Origin of the sequence: Collinsella acetigenes (genome assembly GCF_012844445.1) — a bacterium.
GTDB lineage: Bacteria > Actinomycetota > Coriobacteriia > Coriobacteriales > Coriobacteriaceae > Collinsella > Collinsella acetigenes.
Genome location: NZ_JABBCP010000008.1, coordinates 1 through 20,553, shown reverse-complemented (window position 1 = coordinate 20,553; position 20,553 = coordinate 1). Strand labels below are relative to the sequence as shown.

18 protein-coding genes and 1 pseudogene are annotated in these 20,553 nt (G+C 58.2%); 6 read left to right on the top strand and 13 right to left on the bottom strand.

Going from position 1 to position 20,553, the window contains the following annotated elements:
• Nucleotides 1-80 precede the first annotated feature (80 nt).
• Nucleotides 81-2,297 (bottom strand): transcription termination factor Rho, encoded by a 2,217-nt coding sequence (gene rho, locus HF320_RS08910; RefSeq protein WP_349290727.1) that lies wholly within the window; start codon nt 2,295-2,297, stop codon nt 81-83.
• Nucleotides 2,297-2,980, bottom strand: a complete 684-nt coding sequence (locus HF320_RS08905) for a transaldolase family protein (protein ID WP_169277991.1) — start codon at nt 2,978-2,980, stop codon at nt 2,297-2,299. The genes rho and HF320_RS08905 overlap by 1 nt, the downstream gene beginning before the upstream one ends.
• A gap of 619 nt (nt 2,981-3,599) precedes the next feature.
• Between HF320_RS08905 and HF320_RS08900 the strand changes: the two genes are divergently transcribed.
• Together HF320_RS08900 and HF320_RS08895 are read left to right on the top strand one after the other, a co-directional pair.
• On the top strand, nt 3,600-4,256 hold the full coding sequence (locus HF320_RS08900; RefSeq protein ID WP_169277990.1) for a cyclic nucleotide-binding domain-containing protein: 657 nt from the start codon (nt 3,600-3,602) through the stop codon (nt 4,254-4,256).
• 11 nt (nt 4,257-4,267) lie between these two features.
• A complete protein-coding gene (locus tag HF320_RS08895) occupies nt 4,268-4,864 on the top strand; it encodes a trigger factor (protein ID WP_169277989.1) in 597 nt (198 codons plus the stop codon).
• 141 nt (nt 4,865-5,005) lie between these two features.
• On the opposite strand, the gene HF320_RS08890 is transcribed toward HF320_RS08895, so the two are convergent.
• The 7 genes from HF320_RS08890 to argS all read right to left on the bottom strand — a co-directional run bounded on the left by HF320_RS08890 (nt 5,006) and on the right by argS (nt 14,182).
• Nucleotides 5,006-5,446, bottom strand: a complete 441-nt coding sequence (locus HF320_RS08890) for a bacteriohemerythrin (protein ID WP_169277988.1) — start codon at nt 5,444-5,446, stop codon at nt 5,006-5,008.
• 46 nt (nt 5,447-5,492) lie between these two features.
• Entirely contained in the window at nt 5,493-6,794 is a 1,302-nt protein-coding gene (locus HF320_RS08885; protein WP_169277987.1) for an MFS transporter, read from the bottom strand.
• 10 nt (nt 6,795-6,804) lie between these two features.
• A complete protein-coding gene (locus tag HF320_RS08880) occupies nt 6,805-7,740 on the bottom strand; it encodes a tetratricopeptide repeat protein (protein ID WP_169277986.1) in 936 nt (311 codons plus the stop codon).
• A gap of 35 nt (nt 7,741-7,775) precedes the next feature.
• Nucleotides 7,776-8,720, bottom strand: a complete 945-nt coding sequence (gene hpdA / locus HF320_RS08875; RefSeq protein WP_169277985.1) for a 4-hydroxyphenylacetate decarboxylase activase — start codon at nt 8,718-8,720, stop codon at nt 7,776-7,778.
• Nucleotides 8,721-8,820: 100 nt separating this feature from the next.
• Nucleotides 8,821-9,081, bottom strand: coding sequence for a 4-hydroxyphenylacetate decarboxylase small subunit (gene hpdC, locus HF320_RS08870; protein WP_169277984.1), 261 nt, complete (start codon nt 9,079-9,081; stop codon nt 8,821-8,823).
• A 23-nt stretch (nt 9,082-9,104) separates the two neighbouring features.
• Nucleotides 9,105-11,813 carry a 4-hydroxyphenylacetate decarboxylase large subunit gene (gene hpdB / locus HF320_RS08865; protein ID WP_169277983.1) on the bottom strand — a complete coding sequence of 903 codons (2,709 nt, stop codon included), beginning with the start codon at nt 11,811-11,813 and terminating at the stop codon, nt 9,105-9,107.
• Between the two features lie 515 nt (nt 11,814-12,328).
• The gene (gene argS / locus HF320_RS08860) at nt 12,329-14,182 is read right to left on the bottom strand and encodes an arginine--tRNA ligase (protein WP_169277982.1); all 1,854 of its coding nucleotides are present in this window, start codon (nt 14,180-14,182) and stop codon (nt 12,329-12,331) included.
• A 216-nt stretch (nt 14,183-14,398) separates the two neighbouring features.
• On the opposite strand from argS, the gene HF320_RS08855 reads away from it, so the two are divergent.
• Nucleotides 14,399-14,893: a CarD family transcriptional regulator gene (locus tag HF320_RS08855; protein WP_169277981.1), complete on the top strand. Its 495-nt coding sequence runs from the start codon at nt 14,399-14,401 to the stop codon at nt 14,891-14,893.
• Nucleotides 14,894-15,031: 138 nt separating this feature from the next.
• On the top strand, nt 15,032-15,397 hold the full coding sequence (locus tag HF320_RS08850; protein WP_169277980.1) for a phage holin family protein: 366 nt from the start codon (nt 15,032-15,034) through the stop codon (nt 15,395-15,397).
• Between the two features lie 94 nt (nt 15,398-15,491).
• On the opposite strand, the gene HF320_RS08845 is transcribed toward HF320_RS08850, so the two are convergent.
• Nucleotides 15,492-15,920 (bottom strand): RrF2 family transcriptional regulator, encoded by a 429-nt coding sequence (locus HF320_RS08845; RefSeq protein WP_169277979.1) that lies wholly within the window; start codon nt 15,918-15,920, stop codon nt 15,492-15,494.
• Nucleotides 15,921-16,279: 359 nt separating this feature from the next.
• Here HF320_RS08845 and cysK point away from each other — a divergent pair, with 359 nt between their 5' ends.
• Together cysK and mnmA are read left to right on the top strand one after the other, a co-directional pair.
• Nucleotides 16,280-17,215, top strand: a complete 936-nt coding sequence (gene cysK / locus HF320_RS08840; RefSeq protein ID WP_169277978.1) for a cysteine synthase A — start codon at nt 16,280-16,282, stop codon at nt 17,213-17,215.
• Between the two features lie 203 nt (nt 17,216-17,418).
• Nucleotides 17,419-18,522 (top strand): tRNA 2-thiouridine(34) synthase MnmA, encoded by a 1,104-nt coding sequence (gene mnmA / locus HF320_RS08835; RefSeq protein WP_169277977.1) that lies wholly within the window; start codon nt 17,419-17,421, stop codon nt 18,520-18,522.
• A 115-nt stretch (nt 18,523-18,637) separates the two neighbouring features.
• On the opposite strand, the gene HF320_RS08830 is transcribed toward mnmA, so the two are convergent.
• The 3 genes and pseudogenes from HF320_RS08830 to HF320_RS08820 form a co-directional block, all read right to left on the bottom strand.
• Nucleotides 18,638-19,657, bottom strand: a complete 1,020-nt coding sequence (locus tag HF320_RS08830) for a M42 family metallopeptidase (RefSeq protein ID WP_169277976.1) — start codon at nt 19,655-19,657, stop codon at nt 18,638-18,640.
• A gap of 83 nt (nt 19,658-19,740) precedes the next feature.
• On the bottom strand, nt 19,741-20,181 hold the full coding sequence (locus HF320_RS08825) for a hypothetical protein (protein ID WP_169277975.1): 441 nt from the start codon (nt 20,179-20,181) through the stop codon (nt 19,741-19,743).
• Between the two features lie 120 nt (nt 20,182-20,301).
• A pseudogene (locus HF320_RS08820) lies at nt 20,302-20,553 on the bottom strand (lactaldehyde reductase); the annotation flags it as partial.

Below are 20,553 nucleotides of genomic sequence, written 5' to 3'. Positions count from 1 at the left end.
GACGACACCCAGGAAAAGCTGCAAAAAAGAACCGGGAAGGTCAATCCTCCCCGGTTCCCAGAAACTCTTACGAAAACGCGCTAGAGCGAAGCTTCATGATCGGCAGCCTTTTTCGCCGATCGAATCAAGAACTCTTCGTTGGAATTCGTTCCCTTGAGACCCTTGATGAACGCAGCCGCACTGCGCTCGGTGTTGTTCATATTGGCGAGAATTCGTCGAATGCCCCAAACAAAAGGTCGCGTGCTCTCGTCGATAAGTAGATCTTCATTTCGAGTACCGGACGCAACCGGATCGATAGCCGGGAAAATACGACGATCGGCCAGGTCGCGGTCGAGCTTAAGCTCCATGTTGCCAGTGCCCTTGAACTCCTCGAAGATAACTTCGTCCATCTTGGAGCCCGTGTCGATAAGCGCCGAAGCGAGAATCGTCAAAGATCCGCCGTTTTCGATATTGCGCGCGGCGCCCAAGAAGCGCTTGGGCGGATACAGCGCCGCAGAGTCGACACCGCCGGAAAGAATACGGCCCGATGCCGGTGCCGCGAGATTATATGCGCGAGCAAGACGGGTGATGGAGTCAAGTACGACCACCACGTCGCCGCCCATCTCGACGATACGCTTCGCGCGCTCAATAACGAGCTCGGAAACACGTGTGTGGTTATCGGCAGGCATATCAAAAGTCGAGGCAACGACATCGCCCTTGATGGAGCGCTCCATGTCGGTAACTTCCTCGGGGCGCTCATCTACCAGCAGGCAGATGAGGTAAACCTCGGGGTTGTTCGCAGCAATCGACTGGCAAATCTTCTTCAAGATGGTCGTCTTGCCCGCTTTGGGCGGCGAGACGATCAGACCGCGCTGACCCTTGCCGATCGGCGAAACGATATCGATAGCACGACCGGTAATGGAATCGCGACCATGCTCCATCTTAAGCGGCTCGTTGGGATAAATCGGCGTGAGCTCGGAGAATTTGGGGCGATGGCGCATTTCCTCGGGATCTTTACCGTTGATGGTACGGATCTTTGCCAAACCCGGAAACTTGTCGTTTGCGCGAGAAGGACGCAGCGTTCCCTCGATCACGTCACCCGGACGCAGGCGAGCGGCGCGAATCATATTCAGCGGCACAAAAGCGTCATCGCGGCTGGGCATATACCCGTGAGCACGAATGTAACCAAAGCCTTCATTGGTGATGTCGAGAATGCCCTGAATGTCGCGGAAACCCTCTGCACGGGCAGCGGCGACGTAAATCTCTTCGACAAGCTCGGCCTTCTTCTTGCCAGCCACATCAAGATCGAGCTCTTTGCCCTTTTCGCGTAGCTCGGCAACCTTCATTGCCGTCAGCTCCTCGCGCGAGAGGCTCGGTTCTAGAGGAGCAGCATAGCGATTGTTTCCGCGTTGCTTGCGGTTCTGCTGGCGGCCATTGCGGCGGTCTCCGTTGCGATCGTTGCGCTCGGCATGTTCGCGCTTGTTTTGATGCTTGCGGCGCTTATCGCCACGAGCGGAATCTGAGGAATCTGCAGTCGAAGCATCGCCTTCAGAGGCTGAGACGTCCTTCTTGCCGGATGCGTCTTTTGACTCATCCCCTTTGCCCAGCTTTGCCGCTTTGGGCTCCTCGGCCTGCTTTGCCCCCTCAGGTTCTTTTTCCTCTTTGGGTGCGGGCGTATCCTGCTCATTCGTCTTCTCGGAAGGGGACGGGGAGTCGTCTTGCGATGCCTCTTGCGACGTCGCGGTCGCCTTGCGCGTACGGCGGGCGCGACCAGGGCGAACGTCCTTTTCCTCCGAATTGTCAGACGCAGGAGCCTCGTTTGATGACCCCTCGGCCCCCTCTTTGCCCGCTGAGGCTTTGTCCACCTTCGGCTTACGCGTACGGCGAGCAGGGCGAGCGGGCTCCTCGACGGCAGAAGCCGAAGCCTCGGCAGGAACGAACGCTTCCGACGGCTTCTCCGAATCGACGGGCTTCGCTATGTCAGCCGCCTTGCGGCGACGCGTTGTCTTCTTAGGTGCCGCGGGAGCATCGCCCACAAGCACCTCGACCTCGCGCTCCTGGCGCTGGCGCTCATCCCGAACGACCTGCGCTTGCATGACCTGCGCAAGGGCACGGGCCTGCGCCACCTCCGAGGAGACGGCTTCTGCCGTCTCCTCCTTCACCGTGCGCGTACGCTTGCGAGCGGGCTTCGGGGCAGCCTCCCCCTCAGCTTTCGGCGCAGCCTTGCGCGCGCGCCGCGGGCGCGCGGGGGCCTTTGGCGCAGCATCAACTTCAACAGGCGTTTGATTCTCGGGAATCTGAGTTTCTTCAGTTGCCACTATGCCTGCTCAACTACTTTCTTCCAGTCGGCCTCGAAGCTTGCGAGACCACGATCGGTCAGGGGATGCTGGAGGCATTTCTTAAGCGCGGCGAACGGCACGGTCGCGATGTCGGCGCCCAGCAGGGCCGCCTGCGTGACGTGGTTGGGAGTGCGCACGGAAGCAGTGATGATCTCGACCTGGTCATCGACGTTCTTGCCGGTCCAGTCGTAGTTCTGGATGCAGGTAACGACGTTGGCCAGCTGCTCGATACCGTCCTCGGCGATATCGTCAAAGCGGCCGACGAACGGCGAGATGTAGCGAGCGCCCGCGTTAGCAGCAAGAAGCGCCTGAGTCGCAGAGAAGACGAGCGTCATGTTAATGCGGACGCCTTCAGCAGCAAGCGCATGCGTGGCGGCAATGCCTGCCTCGCAGACGGGAAGCTTGACCACGATGTTGGGGGCGAGCGCAGCAAGGCGGCGGCCCTCCTCGATCATGCCCTCAGCGGTTGTTGCGGTGGACTCAGCAGAAACGGGAAGACCCTCGCAAAGCTCTGCGATCTTCAGCATGTGGGGCTCGAAGTCCGCAAGCTTGCCGCCCGTGCGGGCATACAGGGACGGGTTGGTGGTGACGCCGGCTAGGCAGCCCCAGCTTTTGGCCTCTGCAATCTCGTCAAGATCAGCGGTGTCGATGAAGAACTTCATGCGGAATACTACCTCCTTATATGCAGCCACTCTTGCCGTGGCATGCTTCCTATGAATAGAGAGAATTCAACTCGCCTCTTACGCGAGTTCAAAGCAGCGCAAATACGCAGGTAAAGCTCATATGCGATCAGCAAATACGTAATAGAACTGTAGAAAGTGGATGTGTTGCGCTCTTTTGCCAAGTGTAGCACAAGCATGCAAGGCGCAACATAACGGAATAGGCCAGCGAGCTTTACACACTTGCAAACACCGATGCGCTATGGATCGCCTCGTTAATAAATCCATCGCACGGCGCGTGCATTCCGTGACACGCCCGCCAACCGAGCGGGATATTTCATAATCAAAAGCCATAAAACCATAGCCATTAATTTAATGATCCAGTTTGCTTTACATGCAGGTTAAAACAAAACCCTGATGCATGGAAAACCCTTGGAAGCACAGGTATTTAAAGCACATCCGCACAAGCTTTTGAATAGTCCCCATGCGCAACCTTTAACGTTAATCGAAATATACTGCCGCTCATCCGGCATATGCGCATTTTGCGCGTATACGTTGCTCATTAAAGTGCCGATAATACAACAAATTACAGATTCCGCCGCGATTGCAAGGGAGGCGGCTCGTGAAGCTTGAGGACTCTGGAATTTATCCCTTTATCAAGGATTATCCTAAATGCAAAATCCTCTATCGTTTTGGAAAGGGTGAATGCATCACCAACTCCATCGCGCACAATGAAGACTACTGGTATGTAATCGAAGGCCAAATCGAGGTTGTGGCGACCTCGCACAACGGCAGGCGCATCCACGTAGACGACAACGTTGAAGACGAGTGGACCGGACATCTAAGCAAGTACTGGGGACAGAATCTATACTGCGATTGCATTGCAGTCACGCCTTGTGCCTGCATCCGCATTCCCAATCCCATCTTCAACAACCTTATCAAGAATAAAGATTTCAAGCTCTTCTTCTATTTCAAGATGAGCTCGCGCCTTTACGATATGTACCGTCGCAGACTGTCCTACGACCTGTTCACCCCGCGCCAACGCTTTGCGGCTCACCTTATTCTCGATGCCGAGGATAACGATTGCTACATGGAAAACGTCTCCAAGACCTGCGACGAGCTGGGAATCAGCCGCCGCAATCTATACAACATCATCTCCGACTTCGAGGCACTCAAAATCATCTCTTATGAGCAAACCGGCCTCGTAAGCATCAGGGACCGCGAGCAACTGCGAAATATCGCCCAGCCCGCTCTGGAATTCAACGAGAATCGCGATTAGGAACAAACATCATGACCAAAGCACCGAACACCGTGGAAGTTACCTACGAGTCTTTCCGCATCCCGGTACAACTTGCGGATTATCGCACGATCGTCCTTACCGATGAAGAGCGAGAGCACGCCGTACAGCAAGCAGCAGCCGTGCCCGAAAGCCAACAGGAACTCACTACCGACTACTTCTTGCAGGCTGCATTTGTCGAGAAGGTCACCAACAACAGCACGTTGCGCGTACCCAAACAGATTGCACACGAACGAGCCCTTTCCATGGGCCGCGCGCTGCAACAAAAACTAGAGAGCGACCAACTTTCGCTGGACGATTACTTCAAGGCCATGAAGACCACCAAGGACCAGCTTATCGCTGAGTTCGAAGTTGAGGCGAAGCAGCAGCTCAGGCAACGCATCGTCCTTTTGGCGATCGCCAAGGCAGAAGGCCTCGAGGCCACTGACGCCGATTACGCCAACGAGGTCGAGCGTCTCTCCTCCTCCTACGGTATGCCTACCGAAGGCCTCGTGGGATTCTTCGCCGCTAGCGGCGAAAATGAAAGTGTGCGTCAGGATATCTCCGTATCCAAGGCAGCCGATTTCATGAAACAGCTTGTGCTCAACTAGCAAAAAACAAAGAGTCCTCTTTCCAATCCGGGTGCCCGAAACTTGCGGGCGCCCGGATTCGTTTTGTTAGAGCGCGGCCGCACAAAGAAAAACGCCCTCGGCCATAAGGCCGGGGGCGTCGAGAGAGGCTAGTAGATGGAACTACTGCAGATTCTGCATTTGATCGCCGGACTTGTTATTAATCCACTCGATCGCTTGCATATCCGTGCCCTTAATGTGGTTGATGAGCCAGTTGGTGACCTCTTCCTCAACCTTCTCGGCAAAAGCATCGGTCGGGCCGCCGGCCACGAGGTCCGCATGAAGACCCTTGACGGTCTCGACGAACGCGTCGTGCTTGGCTTTGTGCTCAGTGAAGAGAGGGTACTTTGCGTTCTGCATAAGCTCTTCCTCGCTGGCAAAGTGGAAAACCGTGTACTCGGCCAGGAAGTTCAGAGTCTCCTCCGCCTTGGCGGCGCGGGCGGCCTCGTCCTCGCTTGCAAGGGCGGCATAGAGGTCGTTGATGCGCTTGATGAGCTCTTTGTGCTGGCCATCGACAACTTCATTGCGGGTATAGAGGCTCGGAAGGAATTCGGCAGTCTTCATAATTAAGCTCCTTAAGGGTTAGCTCATATTTCAACAAGTAATAGTCTTACTCCTCGCCCTTCATCTTCTTGGGAAGCAGGATAGCGAAGATAGTGGACACGATGTAGGCGCCCAGACCGAAGTAGAGCGACGTGGTGTAGGTGCCGGTCATGTCGAACAGGAAGGCGCCCATGAAGGTGCCGAACGAAGGGCCGATGCCCATGATGATGAGCGTGGAGAGGCCCCAGATCCTGCCGAGGGAAGCGCCGCCGAAGACGGTGCCGGCATAACCGGCAGCGCCACCGGGCTCGATGCCCCAGTAGACGGACAGCAAGACCATGCCCAGGCAGACGATCGGGAAGTTGCCGGTCAGGGCGCAAAGGACGCCGGCGATGCCGAACAGCGGGGAGATGACGAGCATGAGACGACGTGCGGGGCGCTCGACGCCCATCTTGACAACCAGGGCGTCGGAAATCTTACCGGTGATAGGCATAGCGAAGATGCCGGCGAAACCGATGAGCATGTAGACGACGTTGGCGAGAGGCATGCCGAAGAGGGACTCCTGAGTCCAGCCGAGATCGATGGTGAAGAAGCGAACGACCTGAGACCAGATGAGGAACTCGCCCATGACGGCGAACATGAAGGCGAAGATATCGCACCACAGAGCACGGGTCTTGAATGCCTCGCCGACCGTCCAGGTACGTGCGGGCTTGGCGCTCTCGTCCTTCTTGGGCAGGGAGTCCAGGCCGAAGGGCTGGGCACCGATCTTGTCGGGCATGGGCTTGGCAACGGCAGCGGCGATAAGCAGCATGACGGCCATGATCACGGAGAGGAGCTTCATGCCCATGGACCAACCGGCGTTCTTAAGGACCGGGGAGACCACGATGGTGAGCAGCAGCTGGGCCATCGGGGCGCCCATGAAGGCGAGGCCCCACTTGGAGCCATAGGAGGCACCGACGTACCACTTGCGGCAGGAGATGGTCGAAGAGACCCAGAGCATACCGGTGCCGACGCCGGCGAAAACGCCGTAGCTCAGCAGGTAGACCGGGAAGGACCAGGAGACGCCCTCGGGAATGAAGGAGGTCAGGAAGAAGCCCAGGAAGCAGCAGATAGCGCCGATGATGTACGTGGGCTTGGTGCCGCGCTTGTCGATCAGCGAGCCGCTGAAGAATGCCGTGATGGCGTAGAACGTCATCATGAAGCAGTAGCCGAGCGAGGCCTGGGTCGAAGTCCAGCCCATGCCGTCGACAAGCGACGTCTGCATGATGGAGAACGAAGACCTGTAGCCAAAGAGGCAGAAAACGGCAAGCCATGCAGCGATTACGGTACAAGTACCATATTTTTTAGCCGTCTCTTTGGAGATTGCCATGAGTGTAACCTCAGCTTTCCAATTGGTCGGCCAATGCGGTGAAGGATTGGGCCCTCTCGGCATCGCCGGCACGGTTGTACATAGTTGCCGCGTTGCGGGCGATCGACGGAAGCCGGGCCGTCAAATCGTTCGAAGCGCGGGCAAGGTCGATGAGCTCCGCCATGGCATCGCCGGCATCGGCGAAGCGCTTGGCGCGATAGAGCACCATCGCGTGAAGATTCATCAAGGTGTAGCGATCCTGCGCCGCTAGAGCCTGCTCGCCGGATTCAAGCGCGCCGCGCACGGCGGAAACGGCCTCATCGACGCGTCCGATCTGCGCCAGAGTCGCGATGTGGTTGGAGAGGGCGCCGATGAAGTCCTCCCCCGTCGCGCAGCACACGGAGACCGCCTCGGCGGCGGCGTCCGACGCCTGCTCGGCCTGATCGGCAAAGCCGCGCATGGCCCAAGAAACAGCCAGGGCATCATGGGCGCGGGCGCGCAGAACGGCAGTGGGGACCTCGGGGTCGGGATCGCCCAGAGCGTTGAGGGCCTCACCGACAAGGCGGGCAGCGCGCTCGGGATCGGTTGCGTCCAGGCAGGCATACCCGGCGTTGACAAGGGCGCTCGCATAGGCAGGCGTGTTCTCAAGGCCCGCATCGACCAAGCACTGACGAAGCTCCTCGTACGTCTCCAGGCACTTGTACCAAGCGCCGGACGAACGATAGAGATCGGCTAGGTCGGAGAGGGCGGCAACGAGGCCCTGCTCGCGATTATGCTGCCATGCAGCGTCCTCTTCGGCAAGGGCGTCGGCATCCTTGCCACAGGTGCAGGCGACGCCGGCGCAAATCGTGCCCGATTCACGCAAGCGCGCGATTTCCTGGGTCAGATAACCCTCGAGCGCGTTCATGTCCCCCCGGCGACGGCAATCGTTCACCGTCGCTCTATATGCGTTAGCGTCGAAAACCATGTCCAACGCCTCCTCAGCTACACGATTGAGATTAATTAGAACGGAGTGTCATCGCCGACATAGCAGGCGATGTTGTTGTCGAGATACAGATCCTGCAGCTCGCTCATGCGCTCGGGAGTCATATCGCCGTGGTCGGAGTACTCGTACTCCTTGCCCAGCTGCTCCCACTTGGTCTGGCCCAAGCGATGGAACTTAAGCAGGTTGATCTCGTAGAGACCGTTCTCGTTCATGAACTCGATGAGGCGCTTTGCGTTCTCATCGCTGTCGTTGAAGCCATGGATCGTCGGCTGGCGAAGCACCAGGCGCCCGGGCCATCCAGAGCGTTTGAGGGAGCGGATGTTGTCGAGGATGCGCTCGTTGGAAACGCCGGTGCCCCACTTGTGGGCCTCGGGGTCCATGTTCTTGACGTCGACGAACGCGAAGTCCAGACGACGGAAGATCTTCATGAACACTTCCTCGGTGGCGTATCCGCTGGTCTCGATAGCGGTGTGCATCGAGAGCTTCCTGCACTCCTTAAGAACCGCATCCAGATACTCATGGTGCAGGAGCGGCTCGCCGCCGGTAAAGGTGACGCCGCCGTCGGAGCCCCAGTTGTTGTAGTCGCGGCGCAGCGTGTTGACAAGATCGGATACCGTCATAATGCGAACGGTCTGCTTAAGGGCACCGGCAGCGCACGACGCGGTGCACTCGATGGTCTCGCAGTCGTTGCAGATTTTCCAGTCTACGCTCGGCTTTCCGTTCTCGTCGAACTGAATCGATCCGTGGGGGCACGCATCCCTGCACGCCCTGCAGCCTTGGTCCCACTTGCACACGCGGTCAGCGAACATGAACTGGAGCTTGGGGCGCCAGCTCTCCGGATTGGCGCACCAGCGGCACTTCAGGGGGCATCCCGTGAAGAACACGTTAGTGCGGCAGCCGGGACCATCGTGCACCGAATAACTCTGGATATCAAAAATCATGCCCGTGGGCTCGGCGCTCATGGCCCCTCCGATCACGTGGTAGGAATAGAGAAGTCCCGGCCGGCCAGGCGATAGACCGGCCGGGACCTAGATCCCGCTATGGGGAAGTCGGAACGTGTCGCTACGCGTTCTCGAAGTTCTCGCAGCAGAATGCGCCGCAGTCACCGTATGCCCAGGTCTCCTTCTCGAAGCCAGAGCAGGTGCCGATGCCGTGAGAATCGGCATCGTGGAACTTAGCGCAGAACTTGCACAGCTTGCCGCACTCGAAGTGGGGGCAGGCGTCGGAGCCCTCGCCATCCAGCGGAACGATCATCCTGCTGACGGCGCACATGCCCTTTTCGCAGTCCAGCGCCAGGAAATGCTTGCACTCGTAATGCTTCATATCGAATACAACTCCTCAGTTTTCTACATCTCGTACTCAGTACGGTAGATGACCTCGTCCTGGATAGGCTTACCGATCTCGCACCAATACTGGGTGAAGCCAGCGACGCGGACCATGAGGTCACGATAATCGTCGGGCTTCTTCTGGGCCTCGCGCAGCGTCTTGGAAGACGTGATGTTGAACTGGACGTGGAAGCCGCCCTTGCGCATGTAGGCGCGGATGACGTCGAGCAGCTTGCGGGTGCCGTTGATGCCGGCCACGGCGCTCGGGTGAATCTTGACGTTCATCTGAGCGTTCTGGTTCCTGGAGTGGTCGTAGCAGGTAGCGGAGGTGAACACCGCGTAGATGCCGTTCTTGTCCGTGTTGGCGGCAGGCGAGACGGAGCCGTCGGCGTAGGTAACGCCAGCGAGGCGGCCGTCGGCGGATGCGAGGGTGATAGCGCCCTGCGGGCCGTGCGTGGACACGGAGATCTGGCACATGTACAGCGGCTTGCCGTAGTAGGACTTCAGGGTCGGCATGAGCGCGGTCATGAGGTCCTCGTAGTGCACCATGAGGTCATCGACATAAGGATCGGCGTTGCCGAACTTAGGAGCGTTGACGCAGTCGGTGAAGATCTTCTCGTACTTCACGGCCTCGTCGGTAGCCTCGCGGCGGTCGGGCGAGAAGACGCCGGTCTCGAATGCGGTCTTGAAGCCGAAGTTGTGCTCCAGGGCATCCATCATCTCGTCGAGCGTGTACCTCTTCTCGTCGAAGACGTTCTTCTTGAGGGACGCCATCGCGTTGATGAAGGTAACGGTACCGCAGGACTCGAAGTTGATGGTGGCGTTGTAGCGGCAACCCATGTTGGAGAGGGTCTGGCCCTTGGTGAAGCAGTCGGGCTTCAGGAGGGAGGCGACCACAGGCGGGTTGTTCTTACGCCAGATGTCCATCTGGATGTTGTTGACCTTGAGCGAGATGTCGCACAGCTCGGTCATGTAGTCCATCCAGACATCCCAGACGTCGTCCATGGTCTTGAGCTCGCGGTTGTGCGGCTCGAAGACCTTGATGCCGGTACGCTTGTCGACGCCGTTGGTGAGGACGAGCTCGAGCAGCTTGGGCAAACCGGTGAAGTGAATACCGGTGCCAGCGGTCGGAGCGGCGCCGCCGGGGATCCAGGTGGTCTTGCCGTTGTAGTGCAGCGGCAGGAAGCAACCGGGCGAAGACTCGAGGCAGCCGCCGAGGCACCATGCGCGGGCGTCCTCGACCGTCATGCCCTCGTCGTGATAATGACGCAGCATGTAGTTCATGCCGCACTGGTTGTTCATCCATGCGGGGTAGCCCTGGCCGCCCTTGCAGCAGCGAGCCGCCTTCATGAGGAACTCCTCGGGCGTCTTCTCGTCATAGAGGACGGAAAGCGTCGGCTGCGTGGTGCGGGCGCGGGTGCCGGCCTCGACGATGAGGTACTCGAGCGGGGTGACAGCGGTCAGGCCGTCGCGAGCGAGGCCGCCGAGGGACAGGTTGTTGAAGGTGTTGCCGGACAGAACGCCGCCGGTAACGCCGGAGGAAGCGAAGCACTCGATCGAGGTGATCTTAACGCGGTAGAGCTCGAGAAGCTCGATGGCCTCTTCCTCGGTGATGGTGCCGTCCTCGAGGTCCTTCTCATAGAAGGGCTGCAGGACCTGGCCCAGACGACCGATGGACTGGCCGGACTGCGGGTCCTCGTTGATGACCGCGAGGTGGCACAGGAAGGTGAGCTGGAGGGCCTCACGGAAGGTCGAGGGCTGCTTGTGAGCGATGTTGTGCATGACAACAGCGATGTCCTCGTACTCCTTCTTCTGCTGAGGATCGGGCTCGCACTCGGCGAGGGACTCGGCGCGCTTGCCGTAGTTGTCGGCCCAAGCGGAGAGGCCCTTGGTGAGCTCCTTCATAGCCATGTAGTAGTAGCCACGGCTCATGCCCAGCAGACCGTCGCCGTTCTCGGCAAGACCGAGGATCTCGGCGATCTTCTCGTCGCACATCTCGATGATGCGGTCGAAGCCGTACTCGAGAGGCATGTAGTAGTTGATGATCTCGCGGCCCTGAGGGATGGCCCAGGAGTCGAACATGACGAGAACGGTGTCGCGATAGGCCTTGTACTTGTAGTAGTCAGGAATGGCCTCGGAGTACTTCTGGGTGACGACCTCGATGGAGCAGTTGTCCCAGTACTTGGAGATCTTCACCAGGATGGGGACCTCCTCCTTGCGCAGACCGAACTTCTGAGCGATGGAGACGACGTTGCCGAAGCTCTCGGTGACGTTGCCGCCACCGGCGCCGACGACGGACATGCGGTCGGCCTCGGACAGAGCCGGAGCCTCTGCCTCGGCGAGGAGGGCCTCAGCCTGGGCATTGAAGAACGAAGCGTCGACCCACGGGAACGGGAAGGCGCCGCGCCAGTTCTTGGTCTTATTCATAACGAGCAGCTCGCCCGGCCAGATGGTCGGGGTGGTGTGTGCGAGAGCAGCACCATAAGCCTTTGCGCGACGGATCTCGGGAACGTCGCCCTCGTTCTCCCACCAGACGCGGTTATACCAATATGGGATCTCCATATCGATGGTGTTCTTCATCTGGTAGTAGATGTTGATGAGCTTCTCAAAGCGCGGGCTGGGAGCGGGAATCTCTTCCTCGGTGTAGCCGGCGTCAACGGAGACGTCCAAGCTCTTATCCTGCCTGTTGCGTGCCTCGAGAATCTCAAAGATCTTTGTCTGTTTGTCCACGGTGTACCTCCTTGTGTGCAAACGTGCAGACCCTAACTTCGTTGCGGTCGGCCTTCGTGTCCCTCCTTCGGGCTTCCCGCATCGCTAGGGGGATAGTACGGGGTGAACCACCGTTCAGTGACGTGTACTTTGCGCAAGGGCAAGCCGAACGGTCGCTCAGAGGATGTGTTCGGCATGTGGTGCGAGCACGATGCGCAGGTTTACTATGGTTAACTATAAAACTCTAGTTGAATAAAGTACGTTGTATATAAATCGCTGTACAAGAGAATGGCCTTGTTCACCCGTGCATGTTTCACAATTGTTAACGCAGTAATGTATAAATTTGACTATTTTCTGCATACCAAAATAAGTCTTTTTAATTTCTAAATACCCGGTGGGAATAGGGTTTTTAGACATTCGTAAGCGCTCTTAGGAACAAAAAGCCCGTCCGCGAACCACGGACGGGCTTGCAAAATCCCCTTGAAAAACGCCTTAGCGGGGGTTAATAAATAAATAGCTCACTTTACAGCGATTTACTACATACGCTGGGGCGCCGAGACGCCCACGAGGGAAAGAACCAGCCCCAGAACAGAGCGCACGGCATCGCACGCGGCCAGGCGGGCACGCGAAAGCGCAGAATCGACCGGACGGCCTTCGCTCGGCAGAACCTGGCAAGCAGCGTAGAAGCTGTGGAAGTCGCCAGCGAGTTCCTCTGCATAATGCGTAAGGCGGAAAGGCGCACGATCGCGTGCACAGCTTGCGATGAGCTCGGAGAGCTCGGAGAGCTTGCGGGAAAGGGCCAGCTCCGTTGGGTCGGTGAGCAGGGCATAATCCACATTATCGCCGATAGCGCGGGCTGCAACGACATCCATGCCGAGCTCCGCCGCTTCCTCGGGCGTCACATCGGCGGCACGGCGAAGAATCGAGCAGATGCGCGCGTGGGCGTATTGAACGTAATAGACGGGGTTGTCCTGCGTTTTAGCCTTAACCTTCTCGATATCGAAATCGATCTCTTGGTTGCTGGAACGCGAAATGAGCGTATAGCGCGCAGCATCGGCACCAACCTCGTCCACAAGCTCGCGGAACGTGATCATGGTTCCACGGCGCTTGGACATCTTGACGGGCTTGCCGTTGCGCAGCAGGTTTACGAGCTGGCCGAGCAGAACCTCGAAGCGCCCCGGGTAACCCAAAGCATCACAGGCGCTGCGAACACGATTGATATAGCCATGATGGTCACAGCCCCAGATGTCAATCACATGATCCACGCGCTGGAACTTATTCCAGTGATAGGCAACATCAGAAGCAAAGTACGTGTACTCGCCATCGGACTTGATGAGAACGCGGTCCTTGTCGTCGCCCAGATCGGTCGAGCGGAACCACAGGGCGCCTTCCTTCTCGTAGAGATAACCCATCTCGTCGAGCTTCTTGAAGGCACGGTCGACGGCAGAAGTGCCAGCGAGCTCTCCCTCGCCATCCTTGACGTAGAGAGTACGCTCGGAGAACCAAACGTCAAAATCGCAGTTCACGTCGTGGCAAAGCTGCTTGATGCCCTCGAGCATACGTAGGTAGCCGCGCTCGCGGAACTCCATCATACGATCGTGCTCGTCGGCATCGACCCACTTGTCGCCATCGGTGCGATAGAAGTAGACAGCCTCGTCGATGATGTAGGAACCGCCGTAGGAGTCGCGACCGAGCTTCTCGGCAAACTCATTTTGGTACGGATGGGTCTCGGGATGCTCGTCGGCGTCGTCGGCAGCAAAGGCGTCACGATCGGCAACGAGGATCTTGTGCGCCTCGTCGATATCGACACCGCGGGTGCGAACGATATCGGCAAGCTGCATATAGCGCATGGCAACGGAGTTTCCGAAGGTATTCATCTGATTGCCGTGATCGTTGATGTAGTACTCGCGCTGGATGTCATAGCCGGCATGCTCCATAACGCGGCATAGGGAGTCGCCAAGGGCTGCCCAGCGGCCATGGCCGATATGCATGGGACCCACTGGGTTTGCAGACACGAACTCGACCTGGGTCTTAACTCCCCCGCCGGCATTGCTGCGAGCGAAATCCATACCCTGAGCGCGCGCCTCGCCAAAAACGGCGTTCTTAGCGGCAGCAGAGAGATAGAAGTTGATGAAGCCCGGACCTGCGATCTCGACCTTCTCGACCGAAGCGTCCTCGGGAAGGTGCGCCACGATCGCCTCGGCGATCTTGCGCGGGGCGCAGTGCGCGAGCTTTGCCGACTTCATGGCAAGCGTAGTGGTCCACTCGCCATGCGAGGTGTCTGCCGGGCGCTCGAGAGCATAGTCGTCAAGCTCGAATGCGGGCAGCTGGTCGGCCTCGATAGCAGCGGCGAGGGCGTCGCGTAGGAGCTGTTCGATCTTTTGGGACATGGGTCCTCCTCTATAACGAATCTCGCAGGCTCTTGATCGCCTGCCGAGCGCTTGCGCCAACTATCGGCACAAGCAGGCAATACTCTAGCACACCGGCCCGCCGACGCGCTTTTGCCCGACCATGCAATCATGTGGGCTTTTTCTGATCATTTTTAACAAATGCGCACGTAGAGATGCTATTCTGAAACAGGCACGCGTCTAAAAGATGGAGGAAGCATGTTTAAGATCGGCGAGCACGTGATACATCCGGGCCAGGGCGTCTGCACGGTGACGGGATTCAAAGACTCCCCCACCCCCATGATCGAGCTCGAGGCGCACTCCGGACACTCAAAGACCAAGCTCCTCTATCCCCTTTCACAGGTCGATCGCCTTCACGCTTGCATCGACAAGGACCGGGCCGAAGAGTTGCTCTCCGACTACGACTCGATAGCGTGCGATTCGTTTACCGAGCGCAACAGCTCCCTTGAGGAAAGCTATTTCAAACAGCTGCTCAAGCAAGGTGCCCCCACCACGGTTCAGGTCGCGAAGACTATGCGTTGCCGCATTCATGACGCAGAATCTCAGGCTAAAAAACCCAGCAGCTACTATATGCGCATTCTCAAGGAAGCCCATCGCCGTTCGGTCGAAGAGCTTGCCGTTGCCCTTGGCGTGAGCGAGGACGATGTCGAGGCGCGCATAGCGCACACGTTCGAGGAATTTGGCCAAAACTAGCATCGTCCTCAAGAGGGCTTGCCGGGCGGGCGTGCACGCGTGCATGCCCGCCTTTGCTGTATGGGGCACTTTTGTGTTAGACACGGCGCGATGATGGGTATTCATATCCCAATAGCTCTTCGATCGAAGGAATCTATCATGCGCTTTTTGCTCAATTGGCTCCTCACCTCGATCGCCATTGCAATCGCAACGTTCATCGTTCCGGGGATTGCGCCGTTTGGCCCAGGCGAGGCATGGGTGAGCTTTATGTTCGTTGGCCTGTTTTTGGGGTTTGTCAACTCGCTTGTCAAGCCAATCATCACCGCCATCTCGCTGCCCGTGACCATCATCACGCTCGGAATCTTCCAGCTGGTTATCAACAGCTTCATGCTTGAGCTTGCAAGCTGGCTTTCTATCAATATCCTTGGCGCAGGAATATCCATCGCAAGCTTTGGCTCTGCATTCATCGGCGCCATCATCGTAAGCATCATGTACGCGATACTGAACGGCGTAGTTGAAGAATAGACAACAGCGCCGGGCCGCTTTAGGGCAGCCCGGCGCCGCTTGGATGGCCTAGTGTCTTGTGGGCGCGAGATTCGCTCACGCCGTGCGCTTCGCTTTAAATGACGTAATCAAACGATTGGGGCTCTGCAACCAGATCGGCTACAGTCACGCTGTCCAGGTATTCGCTGATCATGGTGTGAAGTTTGGTCCACATGCCAAGCGTGGTGCACGTTGCTTCGTGATCGCAGGCGGCGGCGCCCTCGACAAGGCAGGAAACGGGCGCGAGGCTTCCCTCGGTAAGACGCAGAATCTCGCCTACGGTGTATTGATCGGCGGGACGCGTTAGGCAGTAACCGCCTCCCTTGCCACGCATGCCGGAAAGCATGCCATTTCGCACAAGGATGGCAAGGATATTCTCCAGATACTTCTCGGAAATTCCCTGGCGCGCGGCAATTTCCTTAAGCGGCGTGCGGCCAGCAGCCTGATGCTGCGCAAGGTCGATCATGACACGCAGGGCATACCGGCCCTTAGTGGAAACAAGCATATGACTGGCCTTCTTTCCTCTTTCTTTAACCACCATATCATACCAAAATACTAGGTTGATTACATGCTGCAAGCTGGATAAATCGCCTCTCCAGGCAATTGGGGAGCGCTCGTTCGCTTCATCGTCTCGAAATAAAACTATATTCCTATTGACATACTAGGTTTTGCCTCGTTTAATACTGCCAACGGGAACTCATATATACCCGCAGACTTATAGGTTAATTGCTTCGGCGCGACTCGGAGGTTGTCATATGGAAGAGCAGAAACGATGTAGCAGCGGCGAATGAGCCCCTCTCGCGCCTCACACCTACCGAACAACCGGTCCATTTTCTTCTAGAACTAACTGCTAAGGAGCACACCATGTCCAACGTCTACACTTCCATCGACCAACTTATCGGCCACACTCCCCTGCTCGAGCTCACTCACTTTGAACGCGATGAAAACCTGCACGCACGCGTGCTCGTCAAACTCGAGTACTTCAACCCCGCAGGATCTGTTAAAGACCGCGTTGCGAAGAACATGATTGACGAGGCGGAGCGCGCGGGAAAGCTCGTACGCGGTGGCGACTACACCATCATCGAGCCGACTTCCGGCAACACCGGTGTGGGCATTGCCTCCGTGGCCGCCGCTCGTGGCTACAAAGTGATCATCACCATGCCCGAAACCATGTCCGTGGAGCGCCGCAAGCTCATGCAAGCATACGGAGCCGAGCTCGTGCTCACCGACGGCGCCAAGGGCATGAAGGGGGCCATCGCCAAGGCAGAGGAGCTGCAGAAGGAGACTCCCAACAGCATCATCGCCGGGCAGTTCGTGAACCCGGCAAATCCGGCCATCCACAAGGCAACAACCGGTCCGGAGATCTGGGCCGATACCGATGGTGAAGTTGACGTCTTTGTTGCCGGCGTGGGCACCGGTGGCACCGTGACCGGCGTGGGCGAGTACCTCAAGGAGCAAAGCCCCAACGTGAAGGTCGTTGCCGTCGAGCCCGCTTCTTCGCCCGTGCTCTCCAAAGGCCAGGCGGGTCCGCACAAGATTCAGGGCATCGGCGCAGGCTTTGTGCCCGACGTCTTGGATACCCAGATCTATGACGAAATCATCACCGTCGAAAACGACGACGCCTTTGCCATGGGCCGTGCCGTTGGCCACAAGGAGGGCGTGCTTGCAGGCATCTCCTCCGGCGCCGCCGTATGGGCAGCAATCCAGCTTGCCAAGCGCCCCGAGAACGAGGGTAAGACGATTGTGGCGCTTCTTGCCGATACCGGCGAGCGCTATCTCTCCACGGCTCTGTTCGCCTAAGAACCGAGGCGCGGAAGTCTGCCTACATCGGTGTCGATTGTTGTCGGTGTCCCTCTGCAGGCGGGCAAAACGAGCGCGGCGCACGCAAACGATATCGTGCGACGCATGCAGTACAATCGGAAAGATCAGCGGCGCGGGACAGGATGTGCCCCGCGCCGTTTTAATGCCGTTCAGACTCGAACGGCATCACGTGAGGAGCACAGATGTCCAAAGGGCGCGTACTTGTTGCCATGAGCGGCGGAGTCGATTCGAGCGTAACCGCCTATCTACTCAAACAGCAGGGATATGAATGCGTAGGCGTGACCATGCGTCTCACCTGTCCTGCGCCCGACCCCGCAACGGGCATCAGCAAAGTCGACCGCGATATCGCCGATGCAAAAGCCGTTGCCACCCGCATCGGCATCCCCCATCGCGTGCTCGATCTTCAAGAAACCTTTGAGAATAGCGTCATCGATCGCTTCGTTACCGCTTATCAGGCGGGACTCACGCCCAACCCGTGCATCATCTGCAATCGACGCATTAAATTTGGAGCGTTACTCGACGCCGCGCTCGACATGGATTGCGATTATATCGCCACGGGCCATTTTGCAAAAACGGATCAGGCGCCCGACGGCACTTGGCAGCTCCACCGCGGAGAAGACCCCAAAAAGGACCAGAGCTACTTTCTCTATTCGCTCACCCAAGAGCGCCTGGCTCGCACGATCTTTCCGCTGGCGGGCATGAATAAAGAACGCGATGTGCGCCGCATTGCCGCCGAGCAGGGTTTTGCCAACGCAAAGAAAGCCGAGAGCGAGGACATCTGCTTTATCCCCGATGGCGACTACGCGGGCTACATCGAACGCCGATGTGGACACGCAGCGGAGCCGGGCGACATCGTCTGGCGCGACGGTACCGTGGTCGGACGCCACAAGGGTGCGCTGCGCTACACGATCGGCCAGCGCAAGGGACTTGGCGTGGCGATGGCGCATCCCGTCTACGTCACCGGCGTGGACGCAGCGAGCAATACCGTGCACTTGGGCGAGCTCGAGGACCTGACGGTCGGCGCCCTGCTCGCAAACGATTGGATCTGGAGCGCACCAGAAGACCGCATGGAAGCCGAGCTTGCCGCCGGCGGTATTCGCATGCGTGCTAAATACCGCTATCGTCAGGCAGACCAGCCGGCAACGATCACGCGTCAGGCCGACGGACAGATGAAGATCGTCTTCGATGCACCCCAGCGCGCCGTCGCCCCAGGCCAAGCCGTTGTCATCTATCGGGGCGATATCGTTCTTGGTGGTGGAACCGTGACCGCCGCCCTCAGGGAGTAACACGATGACGCGTGCATTAACGCAGGGCGCACGTGGCGCTCATTAAGAAAACGCCGAGACGAGCATTACGGCCCGTCTCGGCGTTTTAATGCATCAAAGGACAATCGCCTGCTTGCTACTCCCCTACGTATGCGCGCAGCAGCTCGTAGGTGTTGTGCACGCCATCCATGTGCGAGCGCTCGTAATTGTGGCTTGCATACACGCCAGGACCGATAAGACCGTGGCGAATATCGTAGCCAGCGCGAAGCGTCGCCTCGACGTCGGAGCCATAATGCGGATAAACATCGATAGCGTAGTCCAGGGACAGCCGCTTGGCCGTATCGGCAAGGGCGCTCACCAGCTCGTAGTTGTAGGGACCACCCGAATCCTTGGCGCAGATGGAAACCATGCGCTCGGTGCAGCCCAGGTCGTCGCCCACGCAGCCCATGTCAACGCTGATCATCTCGCACGTGTCGGCAGGAACGAATGCCCCGCCATGGCCAACCTCCTCGTACACGGTAAAGAGCAGCGAGACCTTACGGGCGAGCTTCACCTCGCCGGCGGCAACCGCGCGAGCCAGCCCCAACAAGACCGAAGCAGAGAGCTTATCGTCCAAAAAGCGACTCTTGATGTAACCACTCTTGGTAATCACGGCGCGGGGATCCATAGCGATGATGTCGCCGGTCTGGATACCCAAGCTCGCCACGTCGTCCTTGGTGTCAACGTTCTCGTCAAGCAGGATCTCCATGTTCTTCTCGAGCGTCTCGACTTTTTCGTCTGCAACGTGAGAAGAAGGCTCGGTATTTAGGACCACACCCGTGTAGACGCGACCGTCGCGCGTGTGAACGGTGCAGTTTTCGCCATCTGCCGTGGACCACTGATGTCCGCCAAGAGTCGTCGGGCGCAGGCGGCCATTGTCCTTGATGGAACGGACCATAGCTCCAAGCGTGTCCACATGGCTTGCAAGCACAAGAGGCTCGCCCTCGCCGCCCAGGCACACAAGCACGTTGCCTTTTGTCGAGCGTTCGGGCGCAAAGCCCATCTCCTCGAGGGTCTTCATTACATAATCGGTCACCGCGCGTGTAAATCCCGTAGGACTAGGAATGGAAGTGAGGGCTTTGAGCTGCTCTCCGATGTAATCGAGCGTGTCGGTCATTTTCTCTCCTTAGGATCGATGCATTAAATGTGGTCGAAATATGAAAATGTGACAAAATAAACCTGTCTACTTTTTGTCACACCCTAGGGGCATTGAGGGGCGCGGCGGATGTCCCCTTTGCCGTAATCGATGGTTACGGATTTGACGCTCTCAACGTCGCCGCCCGTGAGGCGCCATTCGGTAAGCAGAATATCCATGGTCATAGGGCCGCCCTGCACCTTGAGCGTAACCGCAAGCTCGTCGCCGTCCTGCTCGACCGATTCGATCTCTTGCTCGGGGATCGAAGAGCCCAAAAGCTGGAGCTGGATGTAGCCGTCACGGGGCGCCCAGCCCTCTTCTGGCTGAGCCGCTTCGTCATCACCCGCGGCCTTCGTCGCAAGAATGTCGAGCGAATCGTCCTGCTCAGCGGTCCACGAGACATCCTGTCCGGATAGTACATGATGTGCAACCAGGGCAACTGCGCCAAGAGCAACAATGCAACCGAGGCAGATCGCCACCTTTGTGGCAAAACGGGGTTTTGTCATATCGGGCTCCTTCCCGGTCGGTTTTCTCCATAGTACACAAGACGCGCGACAAACAGAAAAATGCCGGAAAGGGACGAACCCTCTCCGGCATATATAGCATCACTCAATAAAGACGCGCGGCTAGGCTGCCGGGCAGATCTTCTTGAAGAGCTCGATGACGTCGTCGAGCGTCGCCTCGCGCGGGTTGCCCGGGAAGCAGGCGTCGGCCATGGCGTCCTTGGCGAGCACCTCGATCTCGTCGGCCTTCATGGCCTCGCAGACGTGCGGGATGTTCACGTCGGCGGAGAGCTGCTTGACGGCGGCGATGGCGGCGTCGGCGGCCTCGTCGGCGCTCATGCCCGCGGTGTCGACGCCCATGGCGACGGCGACCTC